An 18,843-nucleotide genomic window follows, 5' to 3' on the forward strand; every position below is an offset into this window, starting at 1 on the left:
ATACTAAAGGAATCGTATGCCATTTTTCTCTGAATCAGAACTTAGTATGTGGGATAAATCCCCATCTGAGACTCCGCAAGCTCAGCTAACAGATGAACAAATAAATTCGAAATACGATAAAAAGGCCGAGCGAATTGTTACGGAAACCAATCGCGAAAAATTACAAAACTTCTATGAGGCATTAAAACGGCCAGGATATATGGACCCGCGCCCTTTTTATCAGCGCAGGAATCGTTGGGATAATGAACGCCAATCTAAATTAATTGAGTCCTTCCTAATAAATATTCCGATTCCACCATTATTCGTTTATGAAATTTCCCCTAATTCTTACGAAGTAATGGATGGCCAACAAAGAATTAGCGCTATAAAAGCATTTTATTCAAATGAGCTAGTTTTAAAGGGTTTGGATAGATGGCCGGAATTGAATGGAAGAACGTATTCCAAACTTCCAGAAAAAATCAAAGCTGGAATTGATCGCCGCTCGGTCTCATGGATAACGGTTTTGCATGAGTCAACAGAAGGATCAGAAGATGCGCTAATTTTAAAACAACTCGTATTTGAAAGACTCAACACGGGTGGGGTTAAATTAAGCGCGCAAGAAATAAGAAATGCTTTATATGCAGGGCCTTTCAATGATGCACTAATCGATTTAGCAAAAAACAAAATGCACAGAAGTGCTTGGAAACTTCCAGATTATTCAGATGTAGAAGAAAAAAGTACTCCCGATTATTTGTTAGACGACCCATTTTATAAACAAATGGAGGATATTGAAGTAATACTAAGATTTTTTGCGCTAAGACATGCAAATAGCTACCGAAAGGGAATGAGTGGTTTCCTAGATCTTTACATTTTGAAGTCGCGATCATTTAAAACTCAAGAAATAGAACAACTGAAAGCTTTATACCTGGATACTTTGGAGCTCGCCCATAGGATTTATAAAGACTTGATTTTCACGCCATTTCATGCCAGAGATGGAAAATGGGGCTCGCGCCCCCAAAAGGCATTTGCTGATGCCGTCTTAGTAGCGCTTTCACATCACTTGGATAAATCATCGAAATTGATTGAGAATAGAGACAGTATTCTTGCTCAAACAAGAAATGCATTTACTGAGGACACTAAAGGAATTCTGACTGGTCGAGGTAATACTAAACAAGATGTTAAAGACAGAATTGCTTTGATGAATCGTATTTATGATGTGAACTCGAAATGACAAAATTCAATCAATATTCAAATGAATTGTCTGAAAAGTTCGATGATCTACAAAACGAGATCACCCAACTGAAATCATTACTTACATTGAACGAATGGACTCGGTCAAATCAAATTTCGTTAGGTGAAGACGCGCCGCAGCTTACCTCAAGAAATCAATTTTCAAAGTTATTTGATTACTCATCCATGTTGTTGAATCTTTACTCGTCATACGAAGATTTTATTAATGAGAGCGCAAGGATTTGGTTGAAATTCATTTCACAACAGAAAATTGCCATTGATTACGACAAGCTAGCAACGACATACTCTTATGGCGTTGCACTTATTTTGCAAAAAATTGATACCTCACCTCGATATGCCAATTTAAACAAAAAAGATTTAATAAAAAGTTTAAATGATGCGATTTTTGATACACGTGAAACGGTCTTTTTTTTTGAGCCTTTTTCAGCCGACCTAAATAATTTAAGACTCGCTGAATTGGAAAATTTATGTGCACGACTTCAATTAACAAACATTAGAAATTGGTTCGAAGAAGATATAGGACTATTAAAATTATGCGAAGAATCAGACCATACTGTTGAATCACGATTGAAAGATTTTATTGAGCGCCGCAATGAAGTAGCCCATGGAAGAAGAACCAGTGAAATCTATGCATTAGGCCCCTTAAAAGATCTAGGAAATTTTATTGTTGAACTGTGCCGGTCAATTACTGAATTTCTAATGTCAAAGATGCTTTTCAATTGGTCACATATCGAGATTGGAAAAATTTCCGAAAAACTGCAGAAAGCCGATGCATATATATTTAAAACAAAGACGCATGCTTTTAGCACTGGCGTTGATATCTATATCGCTGGAAAATCTCGATGTAAAAAAGCGAAAATATTGGAAATTCAAGTCAATGGCTTTTGTACTGACTCACTAGTACCATTTTACGAAACTGAAGTGGGTGCAAAATTTTCAACAGAAGCGTTTAAAAAGGACCGTTTGTTTATAATGGACTAAATTCTCTGATTCACCAAATCGATTAACAACCCATCGGCACCAGAATGTCTCGCGCCATATTAAAAGCTGCACAATCCCACGCTGCTTTTGGAGTTAAGGAAACGTAATAAATCAGCGAATTCAGCGGCAGTATTATTGTCCGAGTCTTTGATTTTGCGACCCAAGTTCAGACATCGTATCCCGATATAAGGCAAAAATAAACTGTTGATATTGCTCCAAATTATTGGATCAATACTCCCTACCTTTGGCGCGTTGACCATCAAACTGCCCCCTCCCAAAACCCGTCAAATTCCAGTGCCCTGACACGCCGCCTGTCTTGAGATTTATTTTTCCATCAAAACTCGCTGAGCCTGCCAGGCCCTTCCCTGTCATCTGCACGACACCATTGGTCGATACTTTACCGGTGATCGTAAAGCTGCTGTGGGCGGTGCCTGAATCGGCAGAGCCAAAGATGTTGCCGGTGTGATCGACGTGGATATAAAACGTGCCTGCATCGGCGCCGTTATAGCTGCCGTAGTAATCACCAAGAATACCCGTATAGCCAGATTCACTGCCCTCAGCTTGTGCTGATTCCCTGGCTATGGATGTTGCCTGCGAGCGAAGCTGGGCAAGACTGACTGCGGCTTTGGCGGGTACTTCTGCTTCGGTGCCAGCGGTTATGTCGGCAAACGATTTTGCTGTTGGTGTAGGTGTGGGCAATTTCTCAGTTGGTGCATCACTCGTGGCCGCCCTGGGTGCTTGCACGGATTCTTTTTTGATCGCAGGTGACAGCTTTTGATCATCTGCTTTTTGAAGCTCTGCTTCTTGACGTTCTTCTTTTCGATGCTCATTTTTTGGCGGCAATGATTCTTTTTGCGCCGTAACAGGCGTCAGGAAAGTCACGGCTGTTCCAGATACTGCTTTGTCTGCCTGCGGAGTGTAAGTGCGTGATAAAGCCAGGAAGAACAGGACGTGCATTATCAGGATGACGATCAAGGGTCGCATCCTGATATGACTACTGAATTGCAATGTTTGCTGTAGCGATGTCATTCCATTTTTTAATGCGGTTTTTCGCTGAAGGCTGCAGGCAGTTCTGCCTGCAACCTTGAGTTTACTGTGCCAGCGGAAAATCTGTATTGATGATCTTGTTGCCGATATCAGCCACGCTGACATCTGCATTCGATAATATCACGACGCCTTTGCCCGCTTTTTTATCGAAGGCGATGTAGCTGCTGTAGCCACCTGTCTTGCCTTCAAGACCCAGGATGGCGCTGTCAAATTTATTGTTATAGCCACCCCAGACCAGCAAGAGGCGGTTGCCTATTTCAAAGGGCATCTGCAGTTTGCGTATGGTGCCGTTCAAGGGTGTCTTGGCCTGGTCCATATTGGCAGCGAGGAACTTGAGCATGTCATTGGCAGATGAGTGCAAGCCACCCGCACCTTCGAAGGCGCTGAAGTTCCAGGCCGGTGCTACGGCAAATTGTGCCTTGCTGCTATAGCCTGTTGCCATGCGCTTTTGCAAGTCTGCATTGAGGTTAACGCTGGTAGCAGTCATGCCCAGTGGTGTGGTCACGCGGTTTTTGATCAGGGTGTCATAGTCGGTGCCTGCGCGTTGACTCAATACCTGGCCCAGCAAGCCATTACCAAAACTGGAATAGAGATAACGGCTGCCGACGTCGTATCTCATCTGGTAGCTGGCCAAAAATTCATAGGCTTTATTGGTAGTGAAACCTGCATAGGGATTGTCGGTACCTGTGCCTGGGGTGCCAGGTACAGCAGGCAGGCCGGAGCGATGCGAAGACAGGTCAGAGAGTGTGATTCTCCTGTCTTCATAGTAGGGTATCCTGACGCCGTCAGGCAGATAAGTCTCGATAGGTTCTTTCAGTCTGACTTCACTTTTCTCTGCCATGTCCATCATGGCGACACCGGTAAATGCGCTGGTGATGGAACCAATTTCAAACAGGGTATCGCCATCGACAGGGCGGCGCTCGGCAAGATTGGCATAGCCGTAGCTGATCACGCGGCTGCCTTTTTCATCGACGATGCCGACCACCAGGCCCACCGCTTTTTTGTCTGTATCAACACGCTGCTTGAGGAGGTTCAGGATGTCTGCGTCGGACATGGATGTTGCGGCATGCGCCTGAATTGCACCCAGTGCCAGCGTTGCCATCAGTAATTTCGCAGGGAGAAGGCGGTAAGTTTTTTTCATGTTCGATGTACTTTCTGATTCAGGATTAAGAAACCCAGACCCACTCATGGAGAGATCTGCAAACTGGTAATAACTGTGCGAAAGCAGGTTTATCGCTTCGCCGGTGCCGCTTGATTGCAAGCACATGGCGCAATATAGGCAATACCTGATTTTCAAGTTGGCAGATTGAGACAGAAGCGCAAATTAAGGGATTGAATGTGGAATTTTGAGGAACCAAATGCACGGAGCGCTCAGGAATTTCCATGCATCAAAACGCAATTGATGCTGTCGTGAGTCGACGATTTTAGCGTGGCGCTGGCGATGTTAATGGCAGCAGTAGACCACTCTTCTGCAATATTTCGCGCGTCATATCAACGAGGCCGCCGCCCGCCAGCTCAGGCTCCTGGCGCAAATAGGAAACGTAGTAGGTCAAGGGATTCAGCGCTGGCTTGACAGGCAGCGTGCGCAGGATGCCGCTCTTGATTTCTGCATCGACCACGGCGCGTGGCAACACGGCGATGGCATGGCCTGCGGCAACAAGTTTGATCATCATCGCCATGGAATTGCAGATGCTGAGATTTTCCGGTTCATGGCCTGCAGCCCTGAACCAATCCATGACAACATTGCAGATGGTGCTAGGTGCTGGCATGGCGACCACCGGCAAGGCAGCCATGCCCGCAGGATGAAGTTCCTGCTCATTCAATACGGTTTGGGTAGATGCCATCCACGCCAGATCTACTTTACCTATGGCAACGTCAATGACATGTGGCGCAGAGACTGGGTCGCTGAGGATGGCAACATCCAGTTCACGTGCATTGAGTTTGCGGCTGAGACTGGCACCGACATCAATGCTCAACTCTATGCGCAGGCCAGGGTACAGCGCCTTTAGCCGCCCCAGCAATTCTATCAGACCAGACATGGCGGTCGATTCATTCGCCCCCAGGCGCAACAGGCCACGCATGGGATTGCGGCGCTTGCTGATTTGTTCGAGGTCATCAGACAGGCGCAGCATTTTCTCTGCCTGCGCCAGTACATCGCGCCCTACCGGGGTAATAACGGCCCGGTGGCCACCGCGCTCAAACAGCTTCAATCCCAGGATGTCTTCAAGCTCCTGGATTCTGGCGCTGATCGTCGGCTGGGTCAGGTGCAGGTGTTTGGCCGCCGCATGAAAACCACCCAGACGGGCTATCCAGTAAAAAGTTTCGAGCTGTTGTAGTGAAGGTCGCATGATAGATAAATCTTATCAACTATTGACAATAACTTCAATTATCTTCTATCAAGATCGCATTTTATACTGGCTCTATCAGTCCTGAAGTCCTCAGTCGTCATAACTTATTGATAAGCCCTTCACTATCCACCTTTTATGGAGCCGCCCATGTCCGCACTTTCCCCCCTGTCCAAGTCACCTGCAGAATTACGCCTTGCCATACGCCGCGGCGAGTGGCGCAAAGAAACCTCGGGTCTTGCGCCTGGCTATGTGCAGGTCAACCTGGTGATACTGCCCGCCAAAGACGCCAGCGACTTTCACCGCTTTTGCCAGAAAAATCCCAAACCCTGCCCTTTGATTGCCGTGTCAGAGGTCGGCGACCCTTTCCTGCCTTTCCTTGGGGCTGATCTCGATATACGCAGCGATGTGCCGCTTTACCGCGTGTTCCGCAATGGTGAGCTGGTGGCAGAGCCTTTGGACATCGGTGATATCTGGCGGGATGACCTGGTGACATTTGCCCTGGGTTGTTCTTTTACTTTCGAGCATTCGCTGATAGAAAATGGCATAGGCATACGCCACATAGAGCAGGAGCGCAATGTACCCATGTACCGCACTACTGTGCCAACTTCGCCTGCCGGTGCATTCCAGGGGCCGCTGGTCGTCACTATGCGTCCGATGAAGGCGGCAGATGCAATACGGGCGATACAGATCACCTCGCGCTTCCCAGGCGTGCATGGTGCGCCTGTGCATATAGGTGACCCGGCGCTGATAGGCATCAGGGACCTGGCCCAGCCTGAATATGGTGACGCAGTGACGATTAATGAGGGCGAGTTGCCGGTGTTCTGGGCTTGTGGCGTCACACCGCAAGCAGCCCTGATGCATGCAAAACCTGAGCTGTGCATTACCCATGCGCCTGGCCACATGCTGCTGACAGATTTGCGCAATAACGACTACTCGGTACTTTGAAAGCTCCCTTACCTAGAGGATGCAGGCAATGGAATTGATGGGTTTGGTTTATGGCCTGCTGGTCGCACTGATCTGGGGAGCACAGCCTGTGGTTGCCAGTTTTGGTTACCGCGCATCGCTGGATATTTTTGACCTGACGGTATTGCGGTTTACCGTCAGCGGGCTGATCATGCTGCCTTTCTTCATCAAAGCTGGGGCAAAGAATGCAGCAGGCACGGGCTGGCCCAGGGCGCTGGTCTTGCTGCTGCTTGCCGGGCCTTTGTATAACATGGTACTGGTCGGTGGCCTGCACTGGGCACCTGCTTCTCACAGCTCGCTGATCTATCCGGCGTTTACTCCCTTGTTCACGTCCCTGCTGGCGAAACTGATGCTGGATAAGCGCGAAGGCATTCCCATGCTGGGTCTGGGCTTGTTATTGACCGGGGTGGTGGTGGTCAAGGCCGGCAGCATACTGCAAGCGCCGTCAGCCGCGTATGCCCAGGCCTGGCGTGGTGACTTGCTGTTCATGCTGGCTGCGCTGATGTGGTCGTTTTATACGGTGCTGATGCGACGCTGGAATACCAGCCCACTGTCGGTAGTCAGCGTGATACAGGTGGGCGGCTTGCTCTATGTGCCTGTGTATTTTTATTTTGCCGGTACCAGCCTGTTCCAGCTTGATGCCGGTGCGATTGCGGTACAGGCGGTTTATCAGGGCTTGCTGGTCAGTGTGGTATCTGTCTTGCTGTTCAACCTGGCGGTAAAGCAACTGGGGGCGAAAGCGTCAATGTTCACCGCGCTGATGCCTATCGTGGGGGTAAGCCTGGCCGTTCTCGTGCTGGGTGAGACCATGACCATGTCATTGCTGCTGGGTGCCATGCTGATATCAGGTGGCCTGTTTTTTTCACTCAGACAAGGGGCCCGCCAGCAATAAAAAAGCAGCATGGTTTGCCATGCTGCTCAAGTCTCCTCCTGCAATGCTGGCTGCCTATTCTATTTTAAGTTTTTGCACTCCGCTGGCCGCACGCTTTTTAGGTAAGGTCAGATTCAATACACCATTATCGTATTTGGCCGTCGCTTCGCTCGCTTCTATTTCTACTGGCAACTGGAAGCTGCGCGATACTTCGCCAAAATAGCGTTCACTGCGCAAGACTTTCTGGTCTGGACCAGTTTTGTCTTCCTGCTTGATTTCTGCCCGCAATGTAACCACATTGCCATCCAGTGTGACATGGATATCGTCTTTGGCAACGCCAGGTACCTCTGCGTGCACAGTGTAGGCCTGATCAGTTTCCTTCAGGTCAAGCTTGATCTGTGCCGGACTGGGCAAAGGATCGCCATGCAACGGTCTTACAAAGAAACCTGGATTGACGTCCCGAAAAAAATCATCGAAAAAATTACCACGATTGCTTAATGCTCCCATTTGTCTCTCCTTCAGAAAAATATGACACAAAATGAAAATCCGTACTTGCTATGTGATCAAAATAGTATGCGACGCGGTGCTTGACAAGCCAGGCAAGCAGGCGGTTTGACACATATCAAATGAGTCCTGGAGCAGGTAGCTGAGCATGCCCCTTTCCAGGCAAAACGAGTGGATTTAAAATTCTCGCCGGACATGTGTTAAGGTCAATGCAGATTTTTCTTTTTCACATTGTTCAGTTGCCGGGTCTGTCATCAAGATGGCCAATCTCAGAAGCACTTACATTTATGGAAATACAAGTTACAGACAGATATGAACCCTGCCTTGATTGTGGAGCCTGCTGCGCTAGTTACCGGGTTTCGTTTTACTGGGCCGAGGCCGAGGAAAATGGCATAGACGATTCCATGGTCGAGGCTTTGACACCGGTTTACTCTTGCCTGCGTGGCACTAACCAGTCCAGCCCGCACTGCCAGGCTCTGGTGGGGGAAGTAGGAAAGTTCGTCAAATGCACTATGTATGAGCAAAGACCCTCACCATGCCGCGAGGTGCAGGTCGGTGACGACAAGTGCCGGCAAGCCCGCACCAGGCATGGTTTGGCTCCACTTCCATACAAAACGGAAAAGGACTCAGACAAACTGAAAACTTGCGTGTAGCATGTGCAGCCTGAAAAACAAACCGGGAACCGCCTTGATAAACGATAACGATAGCGATTACACATCAGACGACCACGCACCTCAGGAAGAGGACAACAAGGTCCACGAGCCACGCCTGTGGCGCGACAAGGGCTGGACAGCCCAGGTCATCAAGAATGACGACGATGAAGGCTGGGCAGTTGCCATGATCAAGGATGGTGAGCCTGAACCTGCACTGGTTGGCCCGTGGACCATGGGGCGCGATAAAAAAAATCCCAAACCACTCGATGCAAATGCTTTTGGCACACTGGTGAAAACGGCATCCGAGGTAATACGTCGCCATGAACAGCAATTGCATGCGACATTGCACAAGAGCCTGATGGTCGCGACCGATGAAGCAGACTTCAAGATCATGCTAGACATCGTGCCGGATGAGGATGATCCCTATGCCTGGCTCAGTGCGCAAGATGCAGGTAATACCGAGCTGGCGAGAGTCAGGGTTGCCCCCAACTATAAACTGAACCAGCAAAATGCCAGGGCCTGGATAGCTGATGATTTTCGTCGTCCAGATTAAAGTTCAATTTTTATCCAGAGCGAGACCATGGGCTCACAAGCAAGCTTTGTAGAATTTATTCTCGACCAGTTAAGCAGTTGCGAAGATGTGGTCGCGAAAAAAATGTTTGGTGAGTACGCGCTGTATATGTCGGGCAAGATGTTTGCGCTGATCTGTGATGATCAGCTCTTCATCAAGCCGACTGCGGCGGGGCAGCAATTTTTAACGCAGTTACCAGCGACAATCACCGAAGCACAGCCCTACCCTCAGGCCAAGCCCTGGTATCTCATCGACAGTGATTTGCTGGAAGACCGGGATGGTCTGACCACCCTGGCGCGTGCCACTGCGAATGCTTTGCCAGTGCCAGTCAAAAAGACCAGCAAAACCACTAAAAAGAACCAGGCCTGAGACTGAACTGAAACCCAGGCATGGCTCTTTTTTATCTTCAAATTCCGTGAGCGTTGATGGAATTTATTCATCAACGCCACCGGAAACAATTAATTAAAAATTGTATTGCAAACCAGCCGACAGATTGCTGCCGGAAGTGCCGCTATTCGAGAACGTCCGGGCATTGTATTTCTCGAATTCTGCACGAACGGCTACGTTAGGAGTTATCTTGTAAGACACGCCTACCCCAAGCAGTGCCTGGTTGCCCGTATTGGAGGCTGAATAGGAAGGCAGGCCTGAAGTGTCGTAAGTCGTTTCTGCTTTTACACGCGCAATCCCGAGCTTGGCAAAACCGGCAAAAGCCTCATTGAATTCATAGTTATACACACCAGCCAGGCTGAAGCCGGTTTTCTTTTGTTCGCTATGGCCTAGCGGCACACCTGAATTGATAGAGGTTTTGCCACCAGAAAAATAACTGCTTTCTACTGCAAAATTCTTGTTGAAGTTATAGCCGCCGAACAGCTTGTAGCTGGTGGCCTTGGAATCGCAAGTTGTGGCGTAGTTGCAGTAGTTGCTGTTATCGCTCTGGCCTACGGAAGCACCAAGATAAGTCTGGGCACTAGCAAAAGAGCTGGCGAGCATACCCACCGCTGCACACGCGATGAGAGTAAGTTTTTTGATCAACATAAATATCCTTTGTTCACTAGTTGGTATATCTGAACAGTCTCAGATAGCTGGCCTGGAGCACCAAAGCACATCGCCAAACAGGTATTTGGCTGTTTCGTTGCCCAGGAAGCAATTTAAGGGTATACAAAGGATTGCAAAATTTAAATCAAAAATGCCCAGGTACCGTTTTAATGTCTTATTGGTATCACATGACTAGACTCTGACTATATGCATTGAACAAAGAGTTTTAGCCCCAATCAGGGTGCTGGTCTTGAAATTTCCAGCGGCAACATCAAATACTCAGGTACGAAGCTATTCACCGGAGAAAAGATGGCGTTTGACCCATTGAATCTGAAACAGGCATCATCTGCCTTTGAACAGAGTCTGAACCGTGTCATTGATGAACGGGTAGCACCATTGGTGGACAGGTCCATCCATCAGGTCAGTAATGAATTGTCTGAAGTCATACGCCAGGCTGGCGAGCAGGTAGACAGGAATATCGCGCTGCTGTCTGATGAAATACATAGCCAGCGCAGCATGACCAAGGATGACATCAGGGAGCTGATTGATTATTCCACGGCGCAGATAGGTGCGGCGATAGACCAGCGCATACTGGCGATCAAACATGAAACCTCCACACTGATCAATGAAAAAGTGGATTTGCTCAAGTGTGAGCTCGAAGACGCTGCAGTTAATAGCCGCAAGACCATGTATGCAAATGTGGCCATCTCCATAGGTGCAGCCGTTTTGATGGCGCTGGTTGGTCTGGCGTACAAAAAAATATCGATGGGTGAACTGAATCTACTGAATGTATTCAGGGTGACCTTGCTGTCCTGTGCGACGTTTACTTTTGTCCTGTCCATGCTGAAGTTCATACAACGCTGGCGCAGCATGAAGCGCGTCAAGAAAGGCATGGCGACAGTAGCCATAGGCTATCTCGGTATCTTGCGGCCAAACGGGGCGACTGGTTTGCTAGTGCTCAGCGTGTGTCTGATGGCGGGCTGGGCCTGGCTGTATCTGGGGAAAATCTGGTTCTAGGATTTGCACACGGCTTTGCCAAGCGCATCACATCAACAATTATATTAAAGACCACATGTTTGCCGGGTTACCAGTAACTTGCGACCCGGCAACAGGTTTTTAAAATTAGGCGTACAATTTAAAGCTTATTTGATTTGCTTATATCGATGAACTTTTTCTGTTGTGCAGCATCACAACATGAAGTTCATGTCTTAACGATCTGCACTTCTTACCATTCCTGCTTTAAGTATCTTTAGCGCTGCCCAGGCGCTGACGCCCTGACCTATGCAAACCAAGAAATTCGATCCTGTCTTCAATTCCTATCTGATTTATATTGGTGTTGCCATCGCATCTGGCGGTGTTGCTTTATATACACCTATCATTGTCTCTGAAACAGGCAAGGCTTTCTCGGGGTTTTGGGCAGCATCAATTTTGTTTGGCTTGAACCTGGGCCGGGTGCTGGGCTCGTATATGGGTACCAGGTTTTCCCGTATGGCGAACCACCCGCTGGCAATCTCAGGCAATATCCTGCTCGAAGGCATCGCCCTGTATTTCATGGCCTATCTGAATCAGGCCTGGGCGCTGGCACTGTTTGCCTTGCTGGCAGGCCTTGGTAGCGGTCTGTCCTTCCCTGGCTTGAAAAATTATTTATTGAAGCTCAAGGGTCTGGATCAGACTTCCATCTTCAGCAAACTCGCTTTCGCAATACGCATGGGTCTGGTTGGCGGCTACCTGACTGCCAGTTTTGTACCGCATGATCAGTTGAAGCTGGTGTTCCTGATCGTACTGATCACCTTCATCGTGTATGGGTTGTTCATGCTGATTGCCATGCGTGCCATCAGCGAGCATGAGCAAGAGAGTCTGGCACTGGAACAAAAAGCTCAGGCAGATGAAGCAGCCAGTATAACTGCGATAGCCGCTGCTGAATCAGAAAAACCGGTAGAACTGCCACTGATGTTTTATTTGTCGAATTCAGTATTCTGGTGTTTTGCCGTGCAGCCCATGATAGGTTTCAGCCTGCATATTCCCAAGTTCACACCTGAGATACCGGTCTCCACGCCGTTCTGGCTGGCGGCGCTGGTGATCATTTTTTTCCAGATACCGATTTCCAAACGTGCGGTGCGCACGCTGGATCATTTCCGTTTCCTGAAGATAGGCTATGCCTGCCTGTTTGTCAGCTTTGCCATCATGGTGGTGTTTACCCATAGCGCTGCTGCCGTCATTGTTTCTGCGATTCTGCTGTCTTTTGGCCAGGTATTTTATGGGCCCTCGCTGGATGTGCTGGTTGCACGCTTTGCCAACAAATCGGCGGCAGATACCGGCAGGCTGATGTCGCAGCAAATGTTTTACCAAAGCATGGGCACCATGGTCGGCAGCCTGGCGGGTGGCGCCTTGTTTGATTTTGCCCAGTTCCTGAAAATGCCAGGGGTCAACTGGTTCATGCTGGCATTGGCCAGCCTTGCCATGATGATGCTCAGCCAGAAAAAAATCCCGGCGCTTTATTACGATGCTGGTCAAAGGGTTCCCGGTACCAGCTAAGTCTGTATTTTACTGAAAGCCTGCAAGTGCAGGCTTTTTTCATCATGCCATCACTGCTGACAGAAACTGACACTGGCTCATCCTAAGATGTCTTTGCCTTGAACAACATATCAATGCAAACAACATCACCTTTAGGAGCAGATACCATGATGACACCAAGCTATGTCCTTTTATATGTCGACAGTCCAGAAGCCAGCGCCGGTTTTTACAGCAAGATACTGGGTATGACACCAGTAGAAGCATCCCCTACTTTTTACATGTTCATACTGGACTCTGGCCACAAACTGGGTTTGTGGTCAAAACACACGGTAGAACCAGGGGCTACCCCGGCTGGCGGCAGTGAGCTGGCTTTTGCAGTCGCTGACAATGCCACCGTCGATAGCACCCATGATAACTGGGCCACGCGCGGCACGACGATAATCCAAAACCCTTGTAGCATGGATTTTGGTTATACCTTCGTCGCGCAAGACCCTGACGGTCACCGCCTGCGCGTATTCGCGCCAGCCTGATCATGGCTGCCCAACAGTGCCATAACTGGATCGCTGTTGCCTCTGCCGACCACGTGCTGCGTGGTCAGGCAGATGGCTACATGCAAGTCTGCCATGGCAAGGCAGCACCTTTGCGACGCCTGCAGGCGGGTGACAGGGTCGCATATTACTCACCCAGCCAGGTCTTTGGCAGCAAAATCAGATTGCAGACTTTCACTGCCATAGGCAGGGTCAGGCCGCACGATGCCTATCAGGTCGACATGGGAGATGATTTTCATCCATTCCGGCGTGACGTCATTTGGACACCATCGCGGCACGCCAGCATCCTGCCCTTGCTGCAGACACTGGAATTTTCTGCAGGAGTGAAGAATTGGGGTTATCAATTCCGCTTCGGTCTGTTTGCCATCAGCGAACATGATATGCAGGTGATTGCCGCAGCCATGGGTGTCGCCAAAGACTGGTTTAATACTGGTCAAGCGGGAGCAGAACCATATCTACACGCAAATACAGAAACAAATTTACAACTCAGCCTGGGCTTAAACTGATACTGTCTATGAAGTGGCACAAGTCAGGCGTTACAATGACGCCTGATCGTTTACCTGACATAGAGAACCAGTTTGCCTGCACAATTACAGTCCACTCCTCCTGATCTGCCAATACGCTCCTGGGCAGCAGCCATGCTGTTCTTGCTCGCGGCTGTCTGCATGCCGGGCTGTGACAGCAAGGATGGTGGTAAAGCCCTGCAATTGACAGACTGGCTCAGGGTCAGCAATTTGACGGCAGAAATCCCGGCTGCTGGCGCACCACCAGCGCCAACACTGCGATATGCGATACGCAAACCTCAACGCATCTGGTTCATTGCCTATGATGACTGGCCAGACCTGGACTACGATATGGTCAACGTCATCGATGACAAGAATATCCTCGTCGCCAGGAGCAGCAAGTATGCAAAGACCCAGGCGGCAAAAGACGGCAAGCCTGCCGACACACAGGTCAGGCTCCTGAACGTCCATGGCGGTGCTGAAATCTCTCTTTGCCCCTCAGCAGAATTGATCAACGCACCAGCGAACAGTGATTTTGCAGATTGCGTGGAAATCAGCAAGGCCAATAAATTGATCGTCAAGCGCGTCGATTTTCACGGTAAACTGCTGCAAACCACCAGCATGGCCGCCAATGAATGGGATGACCTGATCACCCAAAAGAACGTGGCGTATTACGATGAGCAGCAGCAAGCCTATGTGCTGGAGACAGGCAAAGACAATACCTATTGCCGCCTGATCGCGCCAGGCAAGGAAAAAAGCCTGAGCTTTACCTTGAATCTCATGGATACCAAAAGCAAGTGCGACGACTTGCCAACCTGGGCCGCCATCACCCGCAAAAAATTAAGCAAGGCACTGAGCTTTGGTGAACTCGGCAAGCATGCTGCCATCTGGAAAAAACTGGAAACCTCCCATCCCGGCTGGCTGCCTGCCAAAAACGTCATCCAGGATGCCAGCGAAAAGAAAGCGTCCGCGCCGCCAGCCAGTTGAGCTTGATGTTAAACTACCCCCGTCGTTTTCTTATACGCTTGTTGTTTGCCTATGATAGTCAGAACCTTAGTCGTCATTTGTGCCATCGTTTCGATTTATTTTGGCATAGACAATTTGCAAAAATATCGCACCATGCGGGTTCCCGTCAGCGAGTTTGAACAAGTCGATGGCAATCTTGTGCTCATGGTGCACGAGGTGGATAACAATCCTGGCTATGTGGTCAATGGCAGCTTTAACAAACAGCTCTTGAAACTGACCTATAGTTACAATTTCAATGGCATGGAAAGAAGCACTGACACCATCTCCCCCATCTGCACAGTGTGCGAAGCCAAGCACGTGCTGAGAATGACAGGTTTAAAACCGGCAGAACTGGTTCCCGGTGCACCGTTGAAGGTCTATGTATCTTCAACCGATCCCAATAAGGCTTACCTCGCCCTGCCCACCTCTGGCGAACTACAATCACAGATGTGGACCGTATTCTTGTGGCTGGTCTTCGCACCCGCCATGTGCCTGCTTTTCTACAAGCTCGAGGGCAGTGGCAAAAAGCCGGACGAAGATACCGCAAAAGAAACCCAGGCATCATCCGCTGAAGCTGACAACACGCCGAAGGACTGAGTCCGCGTCAGGCATATTGAACCCGGTTTTTTACTGTCAGGCGGGGTCGGTTTTAAACGAAGTATCATAAGCGGTATATTTCCTGGCATCGCCTTTGGTTTGTTCTACCGGGTACTTGATGGCATTGAGCACGATCTTTTCCATGCTGGCCGCAAACAGATCAACTTCCAGCGCATCAGCCAACATGACCAGATAATTGAGTACGTCCGCCATCTCGTGGCGCACAGCAGTTTTTGCATGTTCGTCAAGCTCATCCGCCTTGCCAGTTTGCAGCCATTGAAAAATCTCCAGCAATTCTGCGGCTTCTACCGTCAGCGCACTGGCCAGGTTTTTAGGTGTGTGAAACTGTGCCCAGTCACGCTCGGCAACAAACTGGCGCAAACGGTCACGGATATCTGTATATTGAACTTCAGGTACTGGCGTAGTCTGGGACATAATGAATTGAAAAAGAGGGTCTGCTTAAAATCGCCTTAAGTGGACTAAATCACCTAAATGGCCTTCCACAACTGCGGACGGTATTGTACATGGCTAAAGCAGCCATATCCCTTTCGCCGTCTTGATAAGCAGACTACCCTTCAATTCACAAAGATCAATTCTCCAGAAAACGTTGCGCATCCAGGGCTGCCATGCAACCTGTGCCTGCGCTGGTGATGGCCTGGCGATAGATATGATCCTGCACGTCGCCAGCAGCAAACACACCTGGTACATTGGTCGCTGTCGCCATGCCCTCAGTGCCGGTACGGGTTTTGATATAGCCATTCTTCATATCAAGCTGGCCATCAAAGATGCTGGTATTTGGTTTGTGACCAATCGCGATGAACACGCCATGCAGGGTGATAGGGGTAACTGTTCCATCAGCAGCCTTGACATTGATGCCAGTCACACCAGAGTCATCACCGATGACTTCATCCAGCGTATGGTTCCATTTGACTGCTATCTTGCCTTCAGCAACTTTAGCCATCAAGCGGTCTATCAAGATTGCTTCGGCGCGGAATTTGTCGCGACGATGGATGACGGTAACCTTGCTGGCGATATTCGACAAATACAGGGCTTCTTCAACAGCGGTATTGCCACCACCAACGACGGCCACTTCCTTGCCGCGGTAAAAGAAACCATCGCAAGTTGCACAGGCAGACACGCCTTTGCCCATGAAGGCTTGTTCAGATGGCAGGCCCAGGTATTGCGCAGACGCACCGGTAGCGATGATCAGGGAGTCGCAAGTGTATTGCGCCTGGTCGCCGATCAGGCGTATCGGTTTTTCATCGAGCTTGGCGGTGTGGATGTAATCAAAAATGATTTCTGTATTAAAACGCTCGGCGTGTTGCAAGAAACGCTGCATCAGTTCCGGGCCTTGTACGCCCATGGGGTCGGCTGGCCAGTTCTCTACATCGGTGGTAGTCATCAACTGGCCGCCTTGTTCTACACCGGTGATCAGTACAGGTTTCAGATTGGCGCGGGCAGCATACACAGCGGCTGAATAACCTGCGGGGCCAGAGCCAAGAATTAATACGCGGGCATGTTTGGGTGTGGACATAGCAGTGATTAGAATAGTATGAATTACAATGCAAAATGGCGTGACAGATGAGCGATGAAACGCTCAGGTTCGAGGTAGCCTATGATGCGGCTATCTGGCACTTCCTTGCCGTTACGGTCAAACAGGATGATGCCAGGCGGCCCAAACAGGGAGAAACGTTTCATCAGGGCTTTTTGCATATCGCTGTTGGCGGTCACATCCACTTGCAACAAGCGCAGTTGCTTGAGCTGTGCGCTGACCTTGGGTTCTGAAAAAGTAAACCTCTCCATCTCCTTGCAGGATACGCACCAGTCGGCATAAAAATCCAGTAGCACTGGGGCGTCTGCCTTTGCCAGAGTGGCCTCAAGCTCAGCTACGCTTTGTATGCGGGTGAATTTATTGTCGCTATGGTTTTTTGCATCGCCAGCGGCAAGTTGCGCGCCGCTATTCTCTGTAACGCGCAAATGTGCCAAAGGTTGCAAGGCATCTTTGCCATTGCTGGCGGCACCGATCAATTCAAACATCCCCACCAGCATGAAGGTGATACCCAGGGCCTTGGCAAAATAGAGACGCAGCCTGGCACCTGCAGGGATAGGATCAAATACATGCAGGAAGACTGCGCACAGTATGGCGAAAGCGCCCCAGGCAGCCATCATCACCGTAACAGGGAATACTGGCGACACCATCCAGATGGCGACTGCAATCAGCAACAGGCCAAACAATTTCTTGACATGGTTCATCCAGGCACCAGCACGGGGCAACAGACTGCCAGCAGAAATGCCCGTCAACAGCAAAGGTACACTCATGCCCACTGCCATGGAGAACAAGGCCCAGGCACCTGTCATCACATTACGTGTCTGGCTGATGTAGAGCAAAGCGCCCGCCAGTGGCCCGGCCACGCAGGGGCCAACGATCAATGCAGACAAAGCCCCCATGACAAACACGCCAAGGAATTTGCCACCACTGAAACTGCCACTGGTTTGACTCAGGCGGCTTTGCAAGCCACCTGGTAATTGCAATTGATAGACATCAAACATGGACAATGCCAGACCCACCAGCAAGGCACCAAACGTCAGTAAGACCCAGGGTTTTTGCAAGGCCCCGGCCAAGCCTTCACCGGCCAGGCCTGCTGCGACGCCCAGCAAGGTATAAATCATGGCCATGCCCAGACAATACGACAGAGCCAGCATGAAGCCGCGACCACGCGATACATTGCCCTCACCCACGATGATGGATGAGAGGATAGGCACCATGGGCAAGACGCAGGGAGTAAAAGACAGCAATAAACCAAATACCAGGAAAGCCAGGCCTATGCGCCACAGGCTGCCGCTTTGCAAGGTGCGCTGTGCCAGCGAACTGTCATCTTCCGGGTGCTTGACATCCTTGGAGGCAGTCACTGTTGGAGCAGGGGCACTGTCCGCTGCGACTTGCGCGATTTGCTCTGAGGGCACAAGGCTCAACTTGCCGGGTACAGAAGCATCCACCTTGTAATGCTGTTCAGCAGGCGGATAACACAGCCCTGCATCGGCGCAACCCTGATAGCCTACCTTCAAAGTGAAAACCTTGTCCGCTTTGGTGACGGGCAATTCCACCACCAGTTTATCGTTATAGGTTTCAACTTCCTTGTTGAATGTAGTATCGAATTTGCGTATGCCGTCCGGCAAGCGCGGTTCAGCAAGAGTGATGCCCTGCTCTACTGCATTGAAACTCAGGCGCTCTTTATACAGATGATAATCCTTGGCAATGGCCCACGACAGCACCAGGGTTTTCGCTTCACTGACATCGCGCAATTCAGCCTGCAACTGGAACGCGCGCTCTGGCTCCAGAAAATCATCAGCATGGGCAAGCGGATGCAATAGAGTTGCTATCAACAACACCGGCAATAGCGACAACAGCCGCAAGGCAGAAAATAATTTATAAAAATACTGCTTCATATGAACTCCTGTTTTTTTAGCAGCAA

At 49.6% G+C, this 18,843-nt stretch carries 21 protein-coding genes; 13 read left to right on the plus strand and 8 right to left on the minus strand.

Annotated elements, in window-relative coordinates:
* Nucleotides 1–16 precede the first annotated feature (16 nt).
* On the plus strand, nucleotides 17–1,210 hold the full coding sequence (locus tag UNDYM_RS16810; RefSeq protein WP_197740916.1) for a DUF262 domain-containing protein: 1,194 nt from the start codon (nucleotides 17–19) through the stop codon (nucleotides 1,208–1,210).
* On the plus strand, nucleotides 1,207–2,211 hold the full coding sequence (locus UNDYM_RS16815; RefSeq protein ID WP_162042056.1) for an MAE_28990/MAE_18760 family HEPN-like nuclease: 1,005 nt from the start codon (nucleotides 1,207–1,209) through the stop codon (nucleotides 2,209–2,211). The genes UNDYM_RS16810 and UNDYM_RS16815 overlap by 4 nt, the downstream gene beginning before the upstream one ends.
* Before the next feature lie 228 nt (nucleotides 2,212–2,439).
* Here the strand turns inward: UNDYM_RS16815 and UNDYM_RS16820 are convergent, their stop codons facing one another.
* The 3 genes from UNDYM_RS16820 to UNDYM_RS16830 form a co-directional block, all read right to left on the minus strand.
* The gene (locus tag UNDYM_RS16820; RefSeq protein WP_162042057.1) at nucleotides 2,440–3,168 is read right to left on the minus strand and encodes a hypothetical protein; all 729 of its coding nucleotides are present in this window, start codon (nucleotides 3,166–3,168) and stop codon (nucleotides 2,440–2,442) included.
* 133 nt (nucleotides 3,169–3,301) lie between these two features.
* The gene (locus UNDYM_RS16825) at nucleotides 3,302–4,399 is read right to left on the minus strand and encodes a serine hydrolase (protein WP_162042058.1); all 1,098 of its coding nucleotides are present in this window, start codon (nucleotides 4,397–4,399) and stop codon (nucleotides 3,302–3,304) included.
* A gap of 283 nt (nucleotides 4,400–4,682) precedes the next feature.
* Nucleotides 4,683–5,606, minus strand: a complete 924-nt coding sequence (locus UNDYM_RS16830; protein ID WP_162042059.1) for a LysR family transcriptional regulator — start codon at nucleotides 5,604–5,606, stop codon at nucleotides 4,683–4,685.
* 147 nt (nucleotides 5,607–5,753) lie between these two features.
* Here UNDYM_RS16830 and UNDYM_RS16835 point away from each other — a divergent pair, with 147 nt between their 5' ends.
* Nucleotides 5,754–6,551 carry a putative hydro-lyase gene (locus UNDYM_RS16835; RefSeq protein ID WP_162042060.1) on the plus strand — a complete coding sequence of 266 codons (798 nt, stop codon included), beginning with the start codon at nucleotides 5,754–5,756 and terminating at the stop codon, nucleotides 6,549–6,551.
* 28 nt (nucleotides 6,552–6,579) lie between these two features.
* Nucleotides 6,580–7,461 (plus strand): DMT family transporter, encoded by an 882-nt coding sequence (locus UNDYM_RS16840; protein ID WP_162042061.1) that lies wholly within the window; start codon nucleotides 6,580–6,582, stop codon nucleotides 7,459–7,461.
* 54 nt (nucleotides 7,462–7,515) lie between these two features.
* On the opposite strand, the gene UNDYM_RS16845 is transcribed toward UNDYM_RS16840, so the two are convergent.
* Nucleotides 7,516–7,947: an Hsp20/alpha crystallin family protein gene (locus tag UNDYM_RS16845; protein WP_162042062.1), complete on the minus strand. Its 432-nt coding sequence runs from the start codon at nucleotides 7,945–7,947 to the stop codon at nucleotides 7,516–7,518.
* A 284-nt stretch (nucleotides 7,948–8,231) separates the two neighbouring features.
* Between UNDYM_RS16845 and UNDYM_RS16850 the strand changes: the two genes are divergently transcribed.
* From UNDYM_RS16850 to UNDYM_RS16860, 3 genes are read left to right on the plus strand one after another with little or no spacing between them, the layout of a single operon-like run.
* Nucleotides 8,232–8,597, plus strand: a complete 366-nt coding sequence (locus UNDYM_RS16850) for a YkgJ family cysteine cluster protein (RefSeq protein ID WP_162042063.1) — start codon at nucleotides 8,232–8,234, stop codon at nucleotides 8,595–8,597.
* Between the two features lies 1 nt (nucleotide 8,598).
* On the plus strand, nucleotides 8,599–9,150 hold the full coding sequence (locus UNDYM_RS16855) for a hypothetical protein (RefSeq protein ID WP_370529343.1): 552 nt from the start codon (nucleotides 8,599–8,601) through the stop codon (nucleotides 9,148–9,150).
* Nucleotides 9,151–9,177: 27 nt separating this feature from the next.
* Entirely contained in the window at nucleotides 9,178–9,537 is a 360-nt protein-coding gene (locus tag UNDYM_RS16860; protein WP_162042064.1) for a TfoX/Sxy family protein, read from the plus strand.
* A gap of 93 nt (nucleotides 9,538–9,630) precedes the next feature.
* Here the strand turns inward: UNDYM_RS16860 and UNDYM_RS16865 are convergent, their stop codons facing one another.
* Nucleotides 9,631–10,203, minus strand: a complete 573-nt coding sequence (locus UNDYM_RS16865; RefSeq protein WP_162042065.1) for an outer membrane beta-barrel protein — start codon at nucleotides 10,201–10,203, stop codon at nucleotides 9,631–9,633.
* 309 nt (nucleotides 10,204–10,512) lie between these two features.
* On the opposite strand from UNDYM_RS16865, the gene UNDYM_RS16870 reads away from it, so the two are divergent.
* The 6 genes from UNDYM_RS16870 (at nucleotide 10,513) to UNDYM_RS16895 (ending at nucleotide 15,370) form a co-directional block, all read left to right on the plus strand.
* Nucleotides 10,513–11,220 (plus strand): hypothetical protein, encoded by a 708-nt coding sequence (locus UNDYM_RS16870; protein WP_162042066.1) that lies wholly within the window; start codon nucleotides 10,513–10,515, stop codon nucleotides 11,218–11,220.
* Nucleotides 11,221–11,484: 264 nt separating this feature from the next.
* The gene (locus UNDYM_RS16875) at nucleotides 11,485–12,738 is read left to right on the plus strand and encodes an MFS transporter (RefSeq protein WP_162042067.1); all 1,254 of its coding nucleotides are present in this window, start codon (nucleotides 11,485–11,487) and stop codon (nucleotides 12,736–12,738) included.
* 146 nt (nucleotides 12,739–12,884) lie between these two features.
* Nucleotides 12,885–13,247 (plus strand): VOC family protein, encoded by a 363-nt coding sequence (locus tag UNDYM_RS16880; RefSeq protein WP_162042068.1) that lies wholly within the window; start codon nucleotides 12,885–12,887, stop codon nucleotides 13,245–13,247.
* 2 nt (nucleotides 13,248–13,249) lie between these two features.
* Nucleotides 13,250–13,771, plus strand: coding sequence for an EVE domain-containing protein (locus tag UNDYM_RS16885; protein ID WP_162042069.1), 522 nt, complete (start codon nucleotides 13,250–13,252; stop codon nucleotides 13,769–13,771).
* 72 nt (nucleotides 13,772–13,843) lie between these two features.
* Nucleotides 13,844–14,755 (plus strand): hypothetical protein, encoded by a 912-nt coding sequence (locus tag UNDYM_RS16890; RefSeq protein WP_162042070.1) that lies wholly within the window; start codon nucleotides 13,844–13,846, stop codon nucleotides 14,753–14,755.
* 51 nt (nucleotides 14,756–14,806) lie between these two features.
* The gene (locus tag UNDYM_RS16895; protein WP_162042071.1) at nucleotides 14,807–15,370 is read left to right on the plus strand and encodes a hypothetical protein; all 564 of its coding nucleotides are present in this window, start codon (nucleotides 14,807–14,809) and stop codon (nucleotides 15,368–15,370) included.
* Nucleotides 15,371–15,406: 36 nt separating this feature from the next.
* Here the strand turns inward: UNDYM_RS16895 and UNDYM_RS16900 are convergent, their stop codons facing one another.
* From UNDYM_RS16900 to dsbD, 3 genes are all read right to left on the minus strand, one after another.
* Complete coding sequence (locus UNDYM_RS16900) at nucleotides 15,407–15,805, minus strand: nucleotide pyrophosphohydrolase (protein WP_162042072.1); 399 nt, start codon at nucleotides 15,803–15,805, stop codon at nucleotides 15,407–15,409.
* A gap of 154 nt (nucleotides 15,806–15,959) precedes the next feature.
* Complete coding sequence (gene trxB, locus UNDYM_RS16905; RefSeq protein ID WP_162042073.1) at nucleotides 15,960–16,904, minus strand: thioredoxin-disulfide reductase; 945 nt, start codon at nucleotides 16,902–16,904, stop codon at nucleotides 15,960–15,962.
* Nucleotides 16,905–16,927: 23 nt separating this feature from the next.
* The gene (gene dsbD, locus UNDYM_RS16910; protein ID WP_162042074.1) at nucleotides 16,928–18,817 is read right to left on the minus strand and encodes a protein-disulfide reductase DsbD; all 1,890 of its coding nucleotides are present in this window, start codon (nucleotides 18,815–18,817) and stop codon (nucleotides 16,928–16,930) included.
* Nucleotides 18,818–18,843: the final 26 nt, after the last annotated feature.

Source organism: Undibacterium sp. YM2, assembly GCF_009937975.1.
Taxonomy (GTDB): domain Bacteria; phylum Pseudomonadota; class Gammaproteobacteria; order Burkholderiales; family Burkholderiaceae_D; genus Undibacterium.